The organism is Vibrio chemaguriensis (assembly GCF_012275705.1).
GTDB lineage: Bacteria > Pseudomonadota > Gammaproteobacteria > Enterobacterales > Vibrionaceae > Vibrio > Vibrio diabolicus.
The window spans coordinates 19,086-37,819 of the sequence record NZ_SHOE01000018.1; the positions used below are offsets into that span (position 1 = coordinate 19,086).

Genomic DNA, 18,734 nt, shown 5'->3' on the forward strand with positions numbered 1-18,734 from the left:
ATTAGCCCTCCGCAGACGCAGTATCAGTCACAAAACGATCTACGAGCAAACCATCTTGCATGTGCATTTGACGATCCATTTTCGCTGCCAGCTCTTTGTCATGCGTGACAACCAAAAATGCAATGTTTGACTCTTTATTGAGCTCGCGCATCAAATCATAGATAGACAGTGCCGTATTGTGATCTAAGTTCCCCGTAGGTTCATCGGCCAAAACCAGATCAGGCTTATTCACCAATGCACGCGCAATCGCAACACGCTGACGCTCACCGCCCGATAACTCAGAAGGCCTGTGTTGCATCCGATGACTCAAACCCACTTTATCTAACAGCGCTTTAGCCGCCTGTTTTGCATCCGTTACTTTAGCGCCGCCAATCATCAGTGGCATCGCCACGTTTTCAAGCGCAGTAAAATCAGCTAACAAGTGATGGAACTGGTATACAAAACCAAGGTGCTTGTTGCGTAAAGCCGCCTGTTTATTCGAACTTAAAGCCGATAGGTTTTGCCCTAGAAAATCAACTTCACCATGAGTTGCGTCATCTAACGCCCCTAAAATATGCAATAAGGTACTTTTTCCCGAACCAGAAGAGCCAACAATAGAAACCAGTTCCCCTTTATCGATATCGAAACTTACGCCTTTCAACACTTCCGTATCTAACGAACCCTCTCGGTAGACTTTACGAATATCACGACATTCTAATAGCTTATTCATAGCGAAGTGCCTCAGCAGGTTTAACAGAAGATGCTCGATAAGAAGGATAAAGCGTAGCAGCAAGGCTAAGAGCAATCGCCAACACCACCACTAAAAGAATTTGCAGTGAATCAATCAAGATGGGTAGATGACCACCAAAACTGAATAGCGCCACACCAGCAGATTCAAGAATAGCGTTCAGGTTAAGTGACAAGATCACGCCCGCAGCACCACCGACAATCGCGCCAATTACACCACTGCTTGCACCTTGCACCATGAAAATGGTCATCACTTGAGATTGAGTCATGCCTTGAGTTTTCAATATTGCGACTTCTGATTGCTTCTCCATCACCACCATGATTAAGGCGGAGATAATATTGAATGCAGCAACGCCCACAATTAGACCTAGCATAAGTCCCATCATGTTCTTTTCCATTTTCACCGCTTGGAAAAGCTCACCACGCTGTTCGCGCCAATCACTCCATTGCCACCCGTCAGGCATGGGTTGATCAGCAAAATCCGTCACCATAAATGGATCAGAGAAAAAGACACGCCAACCAGAAACCGTGTCTTTCGGAAAACGCATCAGCTTAGATGCATCCGTCATGTTAACAATCATTAATTGACCATCAACGTCCGATCCCGTATTGAAAATACCAGCGACAGTAAAATTGCGCTGGCTAGGAATACGGCCAAGTGGGGTAAACTGCGTCGCGTTGGTCACCATTAAGCGCACTTTATCCCCCATTGATACCTTTAGAGAGCGCGCCAAACTATGACCTAAAAAGACATTGTAATCGCCCGCTTGAAGTGACGATAATCGCCCAGCAATCAAATGGTTGCTAATCGGGTCGCCTTTCTTTGGTTCAATGCCAATGAGGTAACCTGCCGTCAGTTGCGCAGAACTCTGAATTACAGCCTCTCCACGCACGATAGGCTCCGGTTCAGATTCACTCGACATCGCTTGAACAAATGAAGGGGCAGACTCGGTCAACGGCGTTTTTCCATCGTGTTGTGAAACAACAGCGTGAGGCAGCACACCTAAAATGCGCTCTTTTAACTGCGATTCGAACCCATTCATCACAGAAAGAACCGTCACCAACGCCATTACACCGATCGTAATACCCGCCGTCGACATATAAGAAACAAATCGGCTGAACCTATCTCCAGAGCGTCCCCGAAGATATCTCAAACCAATAAATAATGAGATAGGATGATACATATAAGACAAACCAACTGGTTGTTTTGATATAAAGCTTTAGCAGATTATCTTACCTTACTCTTCTCATTAAGAAGACAAGAGAATCGCTAAATTTGTCAACGACATGCAATAAGTCTGTATTTAGGGCAAAAAGTTCAAGGACAAATCAGGTAAACTTGATAACTTCATTCAGTTAGCGATAATCAGTGCCCTACTTCTCTTTGTTTGTTGAGTGAACAGGGAGCGCTCGCTGGCAAAAGGACCGACTATATGACAGAGCAAGAATACTTTACCGTCCATCATAATCTCACTATCAACGTCGAAACGTTGAGTGCGGATTTTGCTTTGCCCGATGAAGAAACCTTTGTCTCCGAAATTCCAGCACCGTTTATTGTTGCCAGCGAATTTAGCCATCTAGATATGTTGGCAGACAATGCACGTCTAGAGCTAAAAAACAAAGATTTAAAACATGTGATTAACTTGCTTGATACGCAAAACGCGAAACTTAACCTCTTGTTGAGCTTTATGCTTTCACAACAAGATGACGCCTCCATTCGATACCAAACCACGAAGTTTGGCGCCAGCCAACTCAGTTACCGTTCAGATACAGCTCTATCTGCCCAACAACTCGTTCGTGTTAAACTGTTTCTCGATCATCCTGCTGCAGCGATTTACGGTTACGCTCAAGTAGAAGAATGTGATGCTTCAGAGCAAGATTTCATTATCACTCTTAGATATAAGATGCTCCGAGAATCTGACCAAGATTTGCTGATAAAGGCGGCACTGTATCAACAACAAAAACTTTTACGTCAGCGCTCGATGGAGCGAGATAAAAAATAACTCCTATGACAAAAGCAACGATTCTTTCCGTCACCAATCCTTCTGAGCGTGGCGACAAAAAACAGCTAGGTAATTTACCGGGCGCGGCTCTACCTCTCGCTATCGCTGAGCTAGCCAAGCAGCATTCGAGTCACTCGCTACTCGTCGTGCCTGACCCGCAAATCGCTTTAAAGCTTCAAGCGGAGATTGAGCAATTCACCGAACAAACAGTAAGCCTGTTCCCTGATTGGGAAACGCTGCCTTACGATAACTTTTCTCCGCATCAAGAAATCATCTCTGAGCGTATCGCGCGCCTATACCAACTGCCAAGCCAACGCAATGGTATTACCATCGTGCCGGTCAGTACGGTGCTGCAGCGACAGTCGCCACGTGATTTTCTGTTGCAACATACCTTAATGGTGAAAACCGGCGATCAACTCTCGCTTGAGAAACTACGTGTACAACTTGAAAATTCGGGCTACCGCCACGTAGACCAAGTATTTGGGCCAGGTGAATACGCGAGCCGTGGGTCGATTCTGGATCTCTTTCCTATGGGCAGCGATGACCCGTATCGCATCGACTTCTTTGATGATGAGATAGATACCATTCGCACGTTTGACCCAGAGAACCAACGCTCTATCGACGATATTCAGCAAATTCAATTGCTGCCTGCGCATGAGTTCCCAACCACTAAAGAAGCGATTGAGGATTTTCGTACACGTTGGCGCACCCAATTTGAAGCACGCCGAGAGCCAGAATCGATCTACATGCAAGTGACCAAAGGCACTTGGCCCGCTGGTATTGAGTATTGGCAACCGCTGTTTTTTGACCATACCGAGACTTTATTTGAATATTTGCCAGAAGACTCTCAAGTCATCACATATGGTGATATTGAATCTGCGGTCGATACTTTCTTAACCGATGTCGAATATCGGTACGACCAGAAAAAAATTGATCCGCTACGTCCTCTTTTGACTCCTGAACAACTTTGGCTGAAAAAAGACGAACTCTTCAGCCAACTAAAACAGCTCCCTATGGCTCAATTGAGCCTAGAGAAAGTGGTTAAGCGTGCTGGTCGTCAAAACCTACCAGTACAATCGTTAGCCGAGCTTGGCGTTCAGCAACAAAATAAAGAACCGCTTTCGCGTCTTCGTCAATTCAGTGAGCAATTCAGCGGCAAAATTGTTTTCTCGGTAGAGTCAGAAGGTCGTCGTGAAGCACTAACGGAACTGTTGCAAGGCATCAAAGTTCGCCCAGTCGTACATGGCTCACTGTACCAAGCTCTAGATTCGGGTGATCGCTTCAGTTTGATCTTAGGCGCTGCAGAGCATGGTTTCATTCACGAAGAGCTGAACTTCGCTCTGATCTGTGAAAGTGATCTACTTGGTGACCGCGTTATCCAGCGACGCCGCAAAGATAAAAAAGCCGTCAACAGTGACACCGTTATTCGCCACCTTGCGGAATTGAAACCCGGTCAACCCGTGGTTCATATTGATCACGGTATTGGCCGCTACATCGGTTTACAAACACTTGAAGCCGGTGGCATGAAAACGGAATACGTCACCCTTGAGTATCAAAACGATGCCAAGCTCTATGTACCAGTTTCATCACTAAACCTTATTAGCCGTTATTCAGGCGGTGCTGAAGAAAGTGCACCACTGCATAAATTGGGTGGCGAGGCTTGGGCAAAAGCACGTCGTAAAGCGGCAGAAAAAGTGCGTGATGTCGCGGCTGAGTTGCTGGATGTTTACGCTAAACGAGAATTAAAACCTGGCTTCAAATTTGAGCTAGATCGTGGGCAATACGCAACGTTTAAAGCAACGTTCCCATTTGAAGAAACGGATGACCAAGCGATGGCCATCAATGCCGTCTTGTCTGACATGTGCCAAGCAAAAGCGATGGATCGCCTAGTGTGTGGTGACGTGGGCTTTGGTAAAACGGAAGTCGCTATGCGCGCAGCATTTGTCGCAACGGATAACAGTAAACAGGTCGCCGTACTCGTACCGACAACCCTGCTTGCTCAGCAGCATTTCGAAAACTTCCGTGACCGTTTTGCCAACTTACCAATCCGAGTTGAAGTACTGTCTCGCTTTAAGTCTGCCAAAGAACAAAAAGTCATTTTGCAAGACGTTGCAGATGGTAAAGTCGATATTGTCGTCGGTACGCATAAGCTGCTTTCAAGCGACATTAAATTCAAAGATTTAGGTTTGTTGATCGTTGATGAGGAACACCGCTTCGGGGTTCGTCAAAAAGAAAAAGTCAAAGCAATGCGTGCGGATGTGGATATTCTTACCCTCACCGCAACACCAATTCCACGTACTCTGAATATGGCCATGAGTGGCATGCGCGATCTGTCGATCATCGCGACACCTCCAGCGCGTCGTTTAGCCATCAAAACCTTTGTTCGTCAAAGAGAAGAATCTGTGGTCCGTGAGGCGGTACTGCGTGAAATCATGCGTGGTGGTCAGGTTTACTTCCTGCACAATCAGGTAGAGACTATCGAGAAAACCGCGGAAGACTTGCAAAAGCTGATTCCTGAAGCACGAATTACCGTGGCACATGGTCAAATGCGTGAGCGCGAACTGGAGCGCATCATGAATGATTTCTACCACCAGCGCTTTAATGTGTTGGTGTGTACAACGATCATCGAGACTGGTATCGACGTACCAACGGCGAATACCATTATTATGGATCGTGCAGACAACCTTGGTTTAGCGCAACTGCACCAATTGCGTGGCCGTGTTGGACGCTCTCATCATCAAGCCTATGCTTACTTATTAACGCCACATCCAAAAGCCATGACCAAAGATGCTATCAAGCGTCTTGATGCGATTGCTTCACTGGAAGACTTAGGCGCAGGCTTTACTCTAGCAACTCACGACTTGGAAATCCGTGGGGCTGGTGAACTGCTTGGTGACGAGCAAAGTGGGCAAATTCAATCGGTTGGTTTTACACTGTACATGGAAATGCTGGAACAAGCAGTCCAAGCATTGAAAGAAGGTAAAGAACCTTCTTTGGACGAGCTGCTTCGTGAACAAACTGAAGTTGAAATGCGAATCCCAGCGCTCTTGCCAGACGATTACATCCCGGATGTGAATACACGACTGTCGATGTACAAACGTATTGCGAGCGTTACGAGTGGTGAAGAACTCTCAGAGCTCAAAGTGGAACTTATCGATCGATTTGGACTGCTTCCAGACGCGACGAAGAACTTACTTGCTGTCTCAGAATTGAAAATTTCGGCTGGTAGCCTAAAAGCGAAAAAGATAGAAGCCCATGATAAGGGTGGATTTATCGAGTTTTACCCTGATGCTGACATAAATCCAGCGTATTTGGTTAAACTGCTGCAATCACAGCCGCAAAAATTTGCAATGGAAGGTCCAACTAAGTTCAAGTTTAGCGTACCATTGGCGGACCGACGTAAACGCATTCAGTTTGTTCAAGACTTATTGAATGATTTTAAACAGAATTTATTACCAACGAGCTAATAGTCGAATGAGAATACTGATCCCGTTATTGCTTCTATGTGTCTCAATGCCTTCTTGGGCACAGCGTCAATTTGATATTGAAGTGATCATTTTCAAGCGAGCAGTCGACGCTGAAAGCACCACTGAATCTTGGCCGAATCAACTGCCAAAAATCGATATGGAAAATGTCGGCAGCTTAGAGAGTGAATCATACCGTCGCTCTAAAGGCGTAACACTACTGCCACGCTCATCTTTCCGCCTGAATGCGCAAGAAGCGGCATTAAACAACCATGCTGGGTTTAAAGTGCTTAAACACGTAGCATGGCGTCAAGGTGACCGAGGCAAATCTAGCGCCCCAATTTTCCGTATTGTTGGTGGACGAGATTTTTCTGATTCTTATCACGCAGATGGTAGTCCAATCAATGGCAGTACTCAGACATTTTCCACTGACGGTTACAGTGAAGAGACAGTCAACGGTCCTTTGTATGAACTAGACGGTCGATTCCAAATTTACGTGCAGCATTATCTATTCGCTGAAACGACACTAGACCTGCGCGAGCCAAGTGTTAGAGAAGTGCGTTTTGAACCAACTTCAACCGAGCAATTGGCGGATGATTTAGGTGAGGTCGATGGTAATGTTCAAGTGGGTAACTTGGCGGAAATCTCCCCTACAATAACAGAAGAAAAGTTCCTCAAGAGCTATCGAATGGATCAAAAACGCCGTATGCGTAGTAGTGAGACTCATTACCTAGACAACCCATTGATGGGCATGATCATTCAAGTTCGTCGCGTTCGATAAGCACGAGTGATTCAACAAAGCGCAGCATTTGCTGCGCTTTGTTTTTATCTGTTATGTCCTCAGTTATTCCTAACCAACGCAGAGCAAGGAAAATAACTGCGTTACAGTATGAAGTAGACAGTTTTCAAATTACTTAAACTCAACATGGAAGTCGTATCAGTTCATGAGTCCAGATTTTGAAATCATTGCGCCCCGCTTAGCGCTCAAGCTCATCCCTTCTGAAGAAGCTCACTTACTACAACGTTTGCTTGCAGAATCCCCTTCCCTACACCAGTGGCTAGATTGGTGTAATCAAAACGTTACGTTGAAAGATGCACAGGACTTCCTGTTGGCAACCCGACTTAACTGGGTAAAAACAGAAGCTTTCGGTTTCGGTATCTATGAGCGACAAAGTAACACTCTAGTAGGAATGGCCGCCGTAAACGAGTTATATCACACGTTTAATATGGCAAGTATTGGCTACTGGGTTGCTGACCGCTATCAACGACAGGGCTATGCTCAAGAAGCCGTTAGAGCCTTGGCTGAATTCTGCTTTGCAAAGCTGAGTTTAACTCGACTGGAAATTGTCTGTGACCCCGACAACGAAGCAAGCCAAACCTTAATTGAGTCAGTCGGTGCGCAAAAAGAAACCATCGCCAGAAACCGGTTTATTTTTCATGGTAAGCCTAAGGATGGTGTTGTGTACTCACTTTTACCGGCAGATCTAACATAAATAAAAAGCCACCGACTTGCGGTGGCTTTTTATATTTCGAAGATACAGCATCCGCGCAATCCGCGTAGATGTGAATTTAGCGTCTTAGTGAAGCTTAAGGTTTGGACGCAGTACTCGGTTGATACGGCCCACAAGCATCATCAGTCCGGTTTTAAATACGCCGTGCAACGCCATCAGGTGCATTCGATATAACGAGATATAAACGACACGTGCAATACGGCCTTCTACCATCATCGACCCTTTGGTTAGGTTGCCCATCAAGCTACCAACGGTAGAGAAACGGCTTAGAGACACCAATGAGCCGTGATCTTTATACACATAATCTTTCAGCTCGCGTCCGTTGATCTTCGCAACGATGTTGCTGAATGCTTGGCTTGCCATTTGGTGCGCAGCTTGCGCACGTGGTGGAACAAACGAACCATCAGCCTGAGTACATTGTGCTAAGTCACCAATAACGAAAATGTCATCATCACGCGTCGTTTGTAGTGTATTTTTCACTATCAGCTGGTTGATACGGTTCGTTTCTAAACCAGCGATATCTTTAATAAAATCTGGTGCTTTAATACCCGCAGCCCAAACCATGATTTGTGCCGGGATCTTCTCACCATCTTTCGTGGTGAGGCCATCTTTTTCAGCTTTAGTCACCATGGTTGCCGTGCGTACATTTACGCCCAACTTCACCAGCTCCTGATGAGCAGCAGCCGAAATACGTGGAGGAAGCGCAGGTAGAATACGCTCACCTGCTTCAATCAGGTTGACGTTCAGCTTGCTAGAGTCAAGATCGCCAAAGCCGTACGTACGCAGCTCTTTAACGGCATTGTGTAGTTCTGCAGATAGCTCAACGCCAGTTGCACCAGCACCAACAATCGCGATATCCACCGTACCGTTGCCGTTTTTCGCGTGCAGTTTTAGGAACTCATTGTTCATTTCTGTGCGGAAACGGTGCGCTTGTTCTGGACTGTCTAGGAAAATACAGTTCTCACGAACGCCAGGAGTGTTGAAGTCGTTTGATGTTGAACCAATCGCCATGACCAGAATGTCGTATTCTAGCTCGCGACTTGGCATCAGAAGCTCACCATGCTCATCTTTAAGCTCACTTAAGATGATCACTTTACGTTCGCGGTCGATGTCTTGAAGGCTACCCATTTGGAAGTCGAAGCTGTGGTTTTTTGCATGAGCTCGATAACTCAGAGCATCCACCCCTTCGTCCAAAGAGCCAGTTGCAACTTCATGCAATAATGGCTTCCACAAGTGGCTCGCCTTACGATCTACTAGCGTAATTTGCGCACGGTTCTTGCGACCTAGAGTTCGGCCAAGCTTAGTTGCCAACTCAAGACCACCAGCACCGCCGCCTACAACGATAATGCGTGTCACAATGATTTTCCTCTACAAAAATGAATATATGGGGTTCAGCTCGACATATGGCTCACAGACATGCTGTGCCGTACATCCAACCGATGAATTCTTGGTTCTTAGAGGTGTCTCAATTTATTTGGATTAAAAACTGCTGCCTAATTTTATTCTTTATCTATCAATAACTTGTTAGGAATCAGCATATTTGTCTGGTACGCATACGACGCCAGAGATTTTTGGGCAAGTTTATTACTCGCTCTCAATTTTTTTTGATATTTATCAAATTATTTTAGTCTGGTTCATTATATAGAGACGTACTTTGAAGGCAACCAAAATCCGTGTGACGAGTACGGATTGACTACTTTTCGACTACTCTACAACAAGGTATTCGTGCCACATAGGATGGAAGTAAGAAAACGGTAAGGAGAACACAATATTCTAAGCGCTAAACCAAGAAAATGAGGCCTTTAAAGAGAAAGTGACTCGGCATACTCACAAGAGGGGGTCGCAGCAAAGCAGCCGATAAAAAATGCCGCTTTACTGTTCACACTCAAAAACTCTTAAGTATTTTTAAATGCCTTCATCGCTTGTAAATGGTGAGAGATCTTTTTGAACTTGTGGGACTGCGTTTCGTCCCAAATGATTTGATAGTATTTTTCTAACTCAGCTGCAGTTTTCGCATTGTCATGCACTTCATCATCTTTGGATAAAATCACCAAGCAGTGCGCCTGATTTTTCGCTCGAAACTGATCAACACATTTTGTTGCGATGTCTTCGTACTCTTCTGGGCGATCGATTCGACCTGCCATCGTTTTTTCTGGGTGCAAGTTCGGGTTAAACATCACTTGTTTGATACCGCATAGAAAACCAATTCGTTCAGACCAATAACCACCTAAACCAACCCCACAGATTAACGGGTTTGGATCATCAGATTGATCGATAACTTTAGACACCTCTTTTAACAAGTGTTGCATGTCGTGCTTTGGGTGAAGGGTGCTGTAATTAATAAAACGAACGTCGTCGTCGATGAATTGCAGTTGAAGAACTTTTTCGTGGTTACCCGGGCTTGTACTGTCAAAGCCGTGTAAGTAAATAATCATGTGTACCTCTCCCTGTGTGTATCTGGTACTTTTATTAAAACTACCACTATTTCCTTACTGTTAAAGGGGAAAATATCACGAGTTCTCAAAACAGTGATCTTCCATACACAATGAGCCTTTCAACTCATACGCACTGTTTAAGTATTGCTCATCTCCCCACAATTTATAGGCCAGTAAATACCAAAGCATCGCCATCACTAGGGTTCTTGGCTGCCACGCCTGTACACCACTTAACCAAAGAGACGCATCTTCGATACCTCGAATTTGGCAATACTGTTTCACCGCCTCTTCCACAGGCGCACCCGCGACTTGAATAGTCAAGGTCAAATCAAGCCTAGGGTCAGCAATACCAGCATATTCCCAATCAATGACTTTCACCCCACTCTCTCCCCGAACGAGGTTGTAACACCCCAGGTCAAAGTGACAAAGAGCGAGTGGAACCGCCGCTACACTCGGTTCCGTGCGCCACTTCATGTATAGAGCCTCAAATTCCGTATCCGCATACTGACCATCAAGCTCAAGCCAATAATGATCGATGCGAGAAATATAAGAAAATGGAACCAAAGGGAGCGCGCTGATCGGGTGCTGATGAATGGTCGCCGCAATGGATAATAAATCTCTTACTGGTAGCCCTACATCCGAAAGTGCTTGCCCTTCGATCCATTCCACCAGTAAACCTTGCTCGTGGATAAACACTGGCTTAGGACCAATTTCTAATGAAGAGATAGCATTCAGAACTTGATATTCATTGTGGCGAGAAATTGAAAAAGTCTTGCAAACATTACTGGTCGGTCGCCAGATGTATACAAGGCCTTGAGAGGATTCCAACCGCCAACAACGGTTGGTTAGCCCCCCGGTAACGGTTTGAACTTTTACCGGGGGCTCAGTAAAGAAGCCATCGAGAGCATTAAGACTCGGATCTAACTGTTTTGCTTGTTGCCAAGAAAACCATGCCATTGATGACTTCTCCATCAGTATCGATTAAAGACCGAATAAGCTCTTCGATTGCGCTTTACGAATTTCCGTTTCATCCGCCCACTCAATCAAACCTGTTTCTAGGTCCATTAGGCGCATGGTCATCTTGTAGTATACATCTTTATCGCTACCTGCATTTTTGACGATGCTAGATAGGTTACCGTAAAGCATGTATTGCGCACCCACCATTTTACCAAATTGGATCGCTGTGCTTTGGTTAACCAGCTCATCCGTGTTTTGGAAGTTAAGCTGTTCACGCACAGACTCAACACGGTCCATATCAACAAAGCGGAACTTACCAGAGTTCAGCATCTTAGTAGAAATAGTGTCGGTAATGGATTCAGTGTCAATGTGTTCACTGGTCTTGTTCTTAATTCGCTCAACAAAAACGATAGGACGTTGATCACGAGTAATTGCTGCTACAGAACCCGACATCATCATGCTATCCACCATTTCAGCCGCGATTTTTTGTAAATCTGTTGAGCCAAAATCGATAGTTGTGGTTTCTGTTGCTTGCGCATCGCCGTAAGAGACTTTGTTAGAACAGCCACCCAAAATGACGGCAAGACCTAAAAGAGCAATAATACTTTTTTTCATGAGAGTTCCTTAGTTTTTCAATACCAGCGCATCGTTAGCGCGGCAGCTTCGGCAAAGCCGTTAAGATTAATTGTCTTGTGCTTCTCTAATTTGAACACGGAATTTGGTGCCATTTGGATTCACAGTAACTTCAGATAACGTGACTTGCTCAAACCCTCGCACAATCATTTTGCGCCATGGGCCAGGCTTGGTATTCACTTCTAAACCATTATTGTCATACCAATAGAAGCGGTAAAGAATGTGCTGGTCACCTTTATAGTTACTGCTTAGTTGCACCACTCCACGTGGACGATCATCAACGTAAGTGGTGGTGATGTTGTCCACTAATAAGCGACTACCCAAAACGTTATCATTAAAAAATACTTTTTGCGTTTGACCATCAATTCGAATACCAGCCGTGTTTTCGGCGCATCCAACTAAACCAATAGCCATTGCTAAACAAATAAGCCATGCTTTCATTACAGTCTCCCTAGCTGTTTATGCCACACGGTTGAGTGCGTTCCCTGACGAGATACCCATACCAATGTAGTCTGCTGTGCAGGCACTTCAAACTGATAGGTTTGATCACCCAAGTTTAAACTTTGTGTTCCCGGTTTCACGACTTTTGATGCCGTTTTCACTTGCGCTGGTAATGTTTGCCAACTTCTCGTATCCGGCTGCTCGGTCAATGTGTTCCATACATTGAAAAGTATGTTACCCACATCATCGCCTTTTTTCGCTGCCTCTTTTCGGATTCGATCTTTTGCCCAAACGCGAAGAGCTTGACGGATCACCATTGTAGTCAGACGTTCATTAAGATCGTTTTGTGCCATCGCATTAACATCAGTCAGCGTGCTAGAAGGCAATACCTGACCATTTAAAACCACATCGCTAAAACGTTGAGCACCCCGATTCGGATAATAAGGAAGCGCCAACGAATAAATGGCCCCATTATCGCGACTGTCGTAAATCGGTAGATCAATACGCCAACCTTTCAAAGCCTCCACAACGCCTTGTTCATCAATAACGATGACTCGACCTTGAGACTGAGTTAACCCAGAAGATGCTTTACCATACCGTTTCTCTAGCATGCGTAAGTCTTCACGCATGCCTAGTTTCTTAGCGGCGTACAACGTGCTTTCAACAACTTGTTTGTTGTCTGGCATCACAGCGAGTGCTCGTCGGTAATCAACATAAGCACTGTTTAAATCTCGTGACGCTTCATATAACAAGCCAGAAAGATAGAACAAATAGCCGTTTTGTACTGCGCTTAGTTTTTTACCAGCATCAGGGTAGCTCGCCAACACGCTGCCTAAATTGGCAGACATGCCTTGCTTTTTCAGGTCTTTTTCTGCTGCTTTTAGTTCTTTTTCACGCGCCTTTCTGGCCGCTTCCTGAACTTGATTGGCTCGACGCACTTCAACAAGCGCCCCTTCCAAATCGTTTTTCTGTAAATAGTTTAGCCCGAGATAAAGGTGCAGAAAGCCAAGTTCATAATCGGCGGGATGATAATCTTGGAGATTGTCGTTCACTGCGAGAGAGCCGACGCTCGTTGCCGTTTCTGACACAGAAATAGTCGCGCGATCTTGCTGAACACGAACGGCACGATCACCATTTTCCAGCGCTTTCAAACTTGTCGGGTAATCTTCAGCAAGAAAAGAAATACGGCCCTTTTCAAAGTTGCCAAGTATCTCGCCACCCACATCGCTCGATTGAAGTTGTTTCGCTTTCGCATATTCCCCTGCAACAACGGCTTGATAAACTTCTTGATTCTGGTTGCTGTAGTGACTAAACAGATTGCCCGCAGACAAATTCGCGCAGCCAGAGGCCATTAAAGCCCAGCTCATCAGCCCTAACAGCTTTACACCTAGTTTCACATTTATCTCCACAAATGTGTCATTCGACAGGAAAAAGAAGTGGGTGAACTGCGCCACCCACTTTTTTAAAGCTTAGCTCAATACCATTGGACCTAGAGGACGACCGCCTAATAGGTGCATGTGAATATGGTAAACCTCTTGGCCACCGTGCGGATTACAATTAACGATCAGGCGATAGCCGTCTTCCGCAATGCCTTCCTCTTTCGCCAGTTTTTTAGCAACAGTGAACAAACGCCCCATCATTGCTTCATCTTCAGCTTCAACATCATTCGTTGTTGGGATCAATTTATTCGGAATAATGAGAATATGGCTCGGTGTGCGCGGGTTAATATCGCGAAACGCAGTCACCAACTCATCTTGATAAAGAATATCGGCAGGGATTTCCTTACGAATAATTTTACTAAAGATCGTTTCTTCCGCCATGAGGACTCCATTTTATAAAGGTAATTAGACCCCAATTAGTATGCGCCAACCAAAAGCGGAGCTCAATAAAAACAGTGTTCACTTAACATTATTAATCAAACGCTAATTAACGAAGCTTTTTTTGTCGTGTGCGTCATAAAATGCGCGTCACAAACTCAATACAATCCAATGAATTTTGTTACTTTTTTAAGACAATTATTATTTTTATACCCAAGTAAGCTCAAAATTCTTGGGTAGCTTGTCTATTTTGGGAGAGGAAGCTCACTTATGCGAGGTTCAGTTATTAAAAGGATGTATGCGGGCTTTGCTCTGATCATCATCCTATTTGCCGTCACAATTGCCATTATGATGGGAGGAATGAGTGATATTCACGGGAAGTTTGGCACCGTGTCTAAATCATCCCTACCACTGGTATCGTTATCTAACCAAACCAGTGTTGAACTGCTTTCTGCCGACAAATCGTTTAAAGATTTTCTGACGACAGAGAATAAACAACGCATGGATGAAATGCGTCAGGAATTTGCTAGATCTCAACAACGTTTCGAATCCACTTTGGCTCAACTGGAAACTGCAAGCCAAATCTACCCCTCTCTTGCCGAACCGTTTTCACAATTAAAAACGTTAGAGCAGAGCTATTTTACTGAAGCTCTTGAAGCCATGGACAACTACGAAGCAATGTTCGCTGCGCAAGAAAAAGTGCAAAAATCGTCACGTCGCTTCCAAAAGCTGAATACCGAGTTGTCGGTCGGCCTTAAAGAATATGTGGCAGATCAAACCAGCATTTCGGTCAAAGTCATGGCGAAGAGTTACTTCATTAAGCTAAAAGATGCCGAAGTTATAACCTCTGATGCCCTCGCCAGCTCTGATCCTGAGTTTGTTACGCAAGCCGTGACCAAAAACCGCAAAGCAGTGACTCATTTGAACTATGCTTTCCGTGGTTTAGTTACTCAATTACCTGAACTAAAAACAGCGTTTGGTGAGTCGGTAGAACAATTCACACGCGATGTGGGAATGCGTGGAGGTGTCTTAGACCAGCACAATAATTACCTCAATGCTCGTGCAGCGCTATACAACAACATCGCCAACCTAGCGAATAAAGTTGATTCAACCATGGCGATTCTTGAGCAATTTACGTCAACCGCAACGGATAAACTTAATGAATCGTTAGCAGACGCTGGTGACATTTATTCTGCGGGTGTGACGAAAGCCATCATCATTGGCGTTGTTGTCGTGTTACTTGCCACAGCGATTGGCTACCACATCGCGCATAGCGTTCGCGAACCATTGACTCGTATTCTAAAAGTGCTTGAAAGCCTGACTGAAGGTGACATGACACAACGTATCGATATTCGCTATAACAACGAGTTCAGCCGAGTGAGTGGACACATTAACTCACTAGCCGACAGTCTTCACGAGATCTTAGTGAAACTCAACGAAGCGTCAGAGAACCTATCTTCGACCGCAGCAACAAACGAAAGCACGTCTTCGCAAGCGCAAAGCAAATTAAGCTCACAACGCGAGCAAACAGCAAACGTTGCGACCGCAATGACGGAAATGTCTCACTCAGTGCAAGAAGTCGCTCAAAGTGCACAAGGTTCACTAGAAATGGTGCAGCGTGTCGAATCTGCCTCTGAAGAAGGCAGAAATGTCATGAGCAGCAATATCTCGACCATAAATCAACTGGAAACGCGTTTGAACGAATCCGTTTCCGCTGTCTCTGAACTTCAAAAAATGAGTGGTCAAATTGGTTCTATCCTCGATGTGATTCGCAACATTGCTGAACAAACTAACCTACTGGCATTGAATGCAGCAATTGAAGCGGCTCGCGCTGGCGAGCAAGGTCGCGGCTTTGCGGTAGTGGCCGATGAGGTGCGTGTGCTTGCATCCAGAACCACTCAGTCCACCACTGAAATTGAATCGATGATCAGTAATCTGCAATCCAGCTCTCAGTCAGCAAATCAAGTAATACAAAGCTGTATGAGCGATATGGAGATGTCTGTTGAGCAAGCATCAAAAGCGAACAGCTCAATGGAAGAGATTCAAGCGCTAATCATCGAAATCAGCCAAATGAGTACGCATATTTCGCAAGCGGCAGCAGAGCAAAGTGAAACCTCAGCAGACATTGCACGCAGTATTGAAGATATCAATAGTATCGCCGATGAAAGCTTCCAAGCTATGTCGAGCATCGCACAGACCAGTGAATCCCTGACTCACTTGGCTCATCAACAGAATGAATTGGTTCACCGCTTTAAGTTATAAATAATTTATAAATTTGAGCATTAATTAGTGCAATCAACTGTATAAGGGCGACTTTTTGTTAAGTCGCCCTTGTTTTTTATCAGCCATGTCTACATATGATTAATATGGCCAGCTCATCCCCTTGCACATCTCTTTTCGAGCGGCCTTATAAAAAGGAAAATCTATGGCTGTTCATGTTGGTATTATCGACCAAGACCCAGTGAGATTGGTCACTCCTCTATTAGATAATCGTACGCTAAGCACACATATCGTCTTCATCGGAGACAAGAGCCAGTTAGATATATTTGACCGACTGAGTGCCGTTTTAGAGCAACGAGACATTACTTCCGAATTTTTTGAAATCCCATCCGCCGTCAATACTTCGCTGATCAAACAAGCGATTCAAAAACTGGCAAAAGATCTCCATGAACGCGGCGAAGATGTGAAATTGAACGCCAGTTGCGGTCTTCGTCATCGCTTATTGTCTGTGTACGAGGTTTTCCGTACCTATCGCTGGCCAATTTTTGTGGTTGAGCCAAGTAGCGATAAGCTTTGCTGGTTATACCCAGATGGCAAAGAAGATACTCAAGTCGAAGACCACATTACGATTGCTGACTACCTCACCATCTTCGGCGCACGCGGCGAGTTCCACCACGTTGATTTACCTCCTCTTCTTGATAAAAAACTGTATGAACTTGGTGAACGCTGGGCCTCAAATGCGCTTGAGCTTGGTCCAGGCTTAGCGACTCTTAACTACCTTGCAACCACATGCCGCAAAGAGCAAAAACTTGATGTGGAGCTTTCTGAAAAGCAACAAGGCTACCGTGAGCTCAACATGCTGCTTTCGGACTTAGTGGAAGCGCAAATCGCCACTTATGAGAATGGCGTTCTAACGTTTGCAGATGAAGATGCACGCCGCTTTTCAAACGGTGAATGGTTAGAGACTCTGGTACACAGCACGGTCAAGCAAATTCAAGATACAATGCCGACGATTCAAGATCGCTCTTTGAATGTTCAGGTTTATCGCAAACTTGGTGAAAGTGAAGTACGCAATGAGTTGGATGTTGCAACGGTGGTAAACAACAAGCTCCACATCATTGAGTGTAAAACCAAAGGCATGCGAGATGACGGCGATGACACCTTGTACAAGCTAGAATCCCTCAGAGATCTGCTAGGTGGTTTACAAGCACGTGCAATGCTGGTGAGCTTCCGACCGCTTCGTCACAATGACATTACTCGTGCAGAAGATTTGGGGCTAGCTCTGATTGGCCCTGATGAGCTTAAAGACTTAAGAACGCACCTAACGGCTTGGTTTAAAGACGCAGGTGGCTCGGACGAGATCTAACATCAGCGATAAAAGCTAGAATTCAAAATGATCAAAAGCAGCGTTACAGGCTGCTTTTTTTTATACCTAATTTTTAAGTGTGGGTTTAGATAGGTAGAAAAAAACCAGAGGCGTGCCTCTGGTTTTTCCGTTTGTTTAAAATGCCAATTATCGCGGCTTACAGCATTTTACGCGCTGCTTCTACTACCACCTTAATTGAACGAGCTTCCGTCTCTTTCAGAGTTGAATGATCTGGAATCTCTTTTTGTGTACGGTTGATGATTACACCCGCTACACAACCTGCTTTTAGACCAGAGCTCGCACACATTGTTAGCAATGTTGCAGACTCCATCTCAAAGTTAAGTACGCCCATGTCTTGCCATTCTTGCATAGAACCTTGGAAACGCTTAACAACGCGACCAGAGAACGTGTCGTAGCGCTCTTGACCTGGGTAGAAAGTATCACTTGAAGCCGTCACACCCATGTGAACCGCAGCGCCAGACTCTTCTACTGCTGCTTTCATTGCAGTTGCTACTTCAAAGTCAGCAACTGCTGGGAATTCCATTGGCGCAAAGTGCAGGCTCGCACCGTCAAGGCGAACTGACCCCGTCGTTACGATCATGTCACCTACGTTTACATGCGGTTGAATTGCGCCAGTTGTACCAACACGTAGGAAAGTACGAACACCAAGCTGCGCGAGTTCCTCAACTGCGATAGAGGTAGAAGGGCCACCAATACCTGTAGAACAAACCACAACAGGTTTACCGTCTAATTCGGCACGGTATAGCGTGTATTCACGGTGACTTGCTAGAAATACTGGGTTTTCCATTTGTTCTGCGATTTTTTGAACGCGCGCTGGATCACCAGGAATGATGGCTAGAGTCGCACCATTAAGATCAGCTTCAGTAACACCTAAATGAAATACAGCTTGAGACATAAGTCGCTCCTTATTGTGGCTTATTTTATGAACAATAAGCTCATTAATCAGTTATTGGGTACAAATGCACTGTAGCGAACCTTTCACCAACATAGAGTGATCACAATCACAATGAGAAAATGTAATGAAACTATAATTTCATCCAAAACAAGCAGTGATCACACTTTTGGGGAGTTTGGCTCATTTTGTTGCATAGCGATGCGTGATTTCAAAAACAAACTAAAACATATTATTAGATTTCGTCG

16 protein-coding genes are annotated in these 18,734 nt (G+C 45.0%); 6 read left to right on the plus strand and 10 right to left on the minus strand.

Features of this window, described 5'->3' with window-relative positions:
• Position 1 precedes the first annotated feature (1 nt).
• Together lolD and lolC are read right to left on the minus strand one after the other, a co-directional pair.
• A complete protein-coding gene (gene lolD, locus EX191_RS16415; protein WP_046874713.1) occupies positions 2 to 709 on the minus strand; it encodes a lipoprotein-releasing ABC transporter ATP-binding protein LolD in 708 nt (235 codons plus the stop codon).
• On the minus strand, positions 702 to 1,910 hold the full coding sequence (gene lolC / locus EX191_RS16420) for a lipoprotein-releasing ABC transporter permease subunit LolC (protein ID WP_065645406.1): 1,209 nt from the start codon (positions 1,908 to 1,910) through the stop codon (positions 702 to 704). The genes lolD and lolC overlap by 8 nt, the downstream gene beginning before the upstream one ends.
• Before the next feature lie 249 nt (positions 1,911 to 2,159).
• Here lolC and EX191_RS16425 point away from each other — a divergent pair, with 249 nt between their 5' ends.
• The 4 genes from EX191_RS16425 to EX191_RS16440 all read left to right on the plus strand — a co-directional run bounded on the left by EX191_RS16425 (position 2,160) and on the right by EX191_RS16440 (position 7,686).
• The gene (locus tag EX191_RS16425; protein ID WP_006742154.1) at positions 2,160 to 2,729 is read left to right on the plus strand and encodes a hypothetical protein; all 570 of its coding nucleotides are present in this window, start codon (positions 2,160 to 2,162) and stop codon (positions 2,727 to 2,729) included.
• A gap of 5 nt (positions 2,730 to 2,734) precedes the next feature.
• The gene (gene mfd, locus EX191_RS16430; RefSeq protein WP_193448072.1) at positions 2,735 to 6,196 is read left to right on the plus strand and encodes a transcription-repair coupling factor; all 3,462 of its coding nucleotides are present in this window, start codon (positions 2,735 to 2,737) and stop codon (positions 6,194 to 6,196) included.
• Between the two features lie 7 nt (positions 6,197 to 6,203).
• Complete coding sequence (locus tag EX191_RS16435) at positions 6,204 to 6,974, plus strand: peptidoglycan binding protein CsiV (RefSeq protein WP_074191059.1); 771 nt, start codon at positions 6,204 to 6,206, stop codon at positions 6,972 to 6,974.
• A gap of 163 nt (positions 6,975 to 7,137) precedes the next feature.
• Positions 7,138 to 7,686 carry a GNAT family N-acetyltransferase gene (locus EX191_RS16440; protein WP_048626173.1) on the plus strand — a complete coding sequence of 183 codons (549 nt, stop codon included), beginning with the start codon at positions 7,138 to 7,140 and terminating at the stop codon, positions 7,684 to 7,686.
• Between the two features lie 84 nt (positions 7,687 to 7,770).
• Here the strand turns inward: EX191_RS16440 and EX191_RS16445 are convergent, their stop codons facing one another.
• The 7 genes from EX191_RS16445 to hinT all read right to left on the minus strand — a co-directional run bounded on the left by EX191_RS16445 (position 7,771) and on the right by hinT (position 13,990).
• The gene (locus EX191_RS16445; protein WP_193448073.1) at positions 7,771 to 9,060 is read right to left on the minus strand and encodes an FAD-dependent oxidoreductase; all 1,290 of its coding nucleotides are present in this window, start codon (positions 9,058 to 9,060) and stop codon (positions 7,771 to 7,773) included.
• A 539-nt stretch (positions 9,061 to 9,599) separates the two neighbouring features.
• The gene (gene ycfP, locus EX191_RS16450) at positions 9,600 to 10,139 is read right to left on the minus strand and encodes an alpha/beta hydrolase YcfP (protein WP_012842003.1); all 540 of its coding nucleotides are present in this window, start codon (positions 10,137 to 10,139) and stop codon (positions 9,600 to 9,602) included.
• Positions 10,140 to 10,214: 75 nt separating this feature from the next.
• Positions 10,215 to 11,096: a thiamine kinase gene (gene thiK, locus EX191_RS16455; RefSeq protein WP_193448074.1), complete on the minus strand. Its 882-nt coding sequence runs from the start codon at positions 11,094 to 11,096 to the stop codon at positions 10,215 to 10,217.
• Positions 11,097 to 11,120: 24 nt separating this feature from the next.
• Complete coding sequence (lpoB, locus tag EX191_RS16460) at positions 11,121 to 11,711, minus strand: penicillin-binding protein activator LpoB (RefSeq protein ID WP_005378467.1); 591 nt, start codon at positions 11,709 to 11,711, stop codon at positions 11,121 to 11,123.
• Positions 11,712 to 11,777: 66 nt separating this feature from the next.
• On the minus strand, positions 11,778 to 12,170 hold the full coding sequence (locus tag EX191_RS16465; RefSeq protein WP_005390620.1) for a YcfL family putative periplasmic lipoprotein: 393 nt from the start codon (positions 12,168 to 12,170) through the stop codon (positions 11,778 to 11,780).
• A complete protein-coding gene (locus tag EX191_RS16470; protein ID WP_193448075.1) occupies positions 12,170 to 13,567 on the minus strand; it encodes a COG3014 family protein in 1,398 nt (465 codons plus the stop codon). Before EX191_RS16470 ends, EX191_RS16465 begins: the two co-directional genes overlap by 1 nt.
• Positions 13,568 to 13,639: 72 nt before the next feature.
• A complete protein-coding gene (gene hinT, locus EX191_RS16475) occupies positions 13,640 to 13,990 on the minus strand; it encodes a purine nucleoside phosphoramidase (RefSeq protein WP_005390611.1) in 351 nt (116 codons plus the stop codon).
• Positions 13,991 to 14,257: 267 nt separating this feature from the next.
• Between hinT and EX191_RS16480 the strand changes: the two genes are divergently transcribed.
• Together EX191_RS16480 and EX191_RS16485 are read left to right on the plus strand one after the other, a co-directional pair.
• Positions 14,258 to 16,249: a methyl-accepting chemotaxis protein gene (locus tag EX191_RS16480; protein ID WP_193448076.1), complete on the plus strand. Its 1,992-nt coding sequence runs from the start codon at positions 14,258 to 14,260 to the stop codon at positions 16,247 to 16,249.
• Positions 16,250 to 16,412: 163 nt separating this feature from the next.
• Positions 16,413 to 17,573, plus strand: a complete 1,161-nt coding sequence (locus tag EX191_RS16485) for a DUF1887 family protein (protein ID WP_005390608.1) — start codon at positions 16,413 to 16,415, stop codon at positions 17,571 to 17,573.
• A gap of 157 nt (positions 17,574 to 17,730) precedes the next feature.
• On the opposite strand, the gene udp is transcribed toward EX191_RS16485, so the two are convergent.
• Positions 17,731 to 18,489 carry a uridine phosphorylase gene (gene udp, locus EX191_RS16490; protein ID WP_012842006.1) on the minus strand — a complete coding sequence of 253 codons (759 nt, stop codon included), beginning with the start codon at positions 18,487 to 18,489 and terminating at the stop codon, positions 17,731 to 17,733.
• Positions 18,490 to 18,734 lie beyond the last annotated feature (245 nt).

Excerpts from the sequence above, each read along its gene's own strand:
- ycfP (WP_012842003.1), bottom strand. The coding sequence starts at position 10,139 with ATGATTATTTACTTACACGGCTTTGACAGTACAAGCCCGGGTAACCAC.
- EX191_RS16465 (WP_005390620.1), bottom strand. The coding sequence starts at position 12,170 with ATGAAAGCATGGCTTATTTGTTTAGCAATGGCTATTGGTTTAGTTGGA.
- udp (WP_012842006.1), bottom strand. The coding sequence starts at position 18,489 with ATGTCTCAAGCTGTATTTCATTTAGGTGTTACTGAAGCTGATCTTAAT.
- EX191_RS16435 (WP_074191059.1), top strand. The coding sequence starts at position 6,204 with ATGAGAATACTGATCCCGTTATTGCTTCTATGTGTCTCAATGCCTTCT.
- lolC (WP_065645406.1), bottom strand. The coding sequence starts at position 1,910 with ATGTATCATCCTATCTCATTATTTATTGGTTTGAGATATCTTCGGGGA.
- EX191_RS16425 (WP_006742154.1), top strand. The coding sequence starts at position 2,160 with ATGACAGAGCAAGAATACTTTACCGTCCATCATAATCTCACTATCAAC.
- EX191_RS16480 (WP_193448076.1), top strand. The coding sequence starts at position 14,258 with ATGCGAGGTTCAGTTATTAAAAGGATGTATGCGGGCTTTGCTCTGATC.
- hinT (WP_005390611.1), bottom strand. The coding sequence starts at position 13,990 with ATGGCGGAAGAAACGATCTTTAGTAAAATTATTCGTAAGGAAATCCCT.
- mfd (WP_193448072.1), top strand. The coding sequence starts at position 2,735 with ATGACAAAAGCAACGATTCTTTCCGTCACCAATCCTTCTGAGCGTGGC.
- lpoB (WP_005378467.1), bottom strand. The coding sequence starts at position 11,711 with ATGAAAAAAAGTATTATTGCTCTTTTAGGTCTTGCCGTCATTTTGGGT.
- lolD (WP_046874713.1), bottom strand. The coding sequence starts at position 709 with ATGAATAAGCTATTAGAATGTCGTGATATTCGTAAAGTCTACCGAGAG.
- EX191_RS16485 (WP_005390608.1), top strand. The coding sequence starts at position 16,413 with ATGGCTGTTCATGTTGGTATTATCGACCAAGACCCAGTGAGATTGGTC.
- thiK (WP_193448074.1), bottom strand. The coding sequence starts at position 11,096 with ATGGCATGGTTTTCTTGGCAACAAGCAAAACAGTTAGATCCGAGTCTT.
- EX191_RS16440 (WP_048626173.1), top strand. The coding sequence starts at position 7,138 with ATGAGTCCAGATTTTGAAATCATTGCGCCCCGCTTAGCGCTCAAGCTC.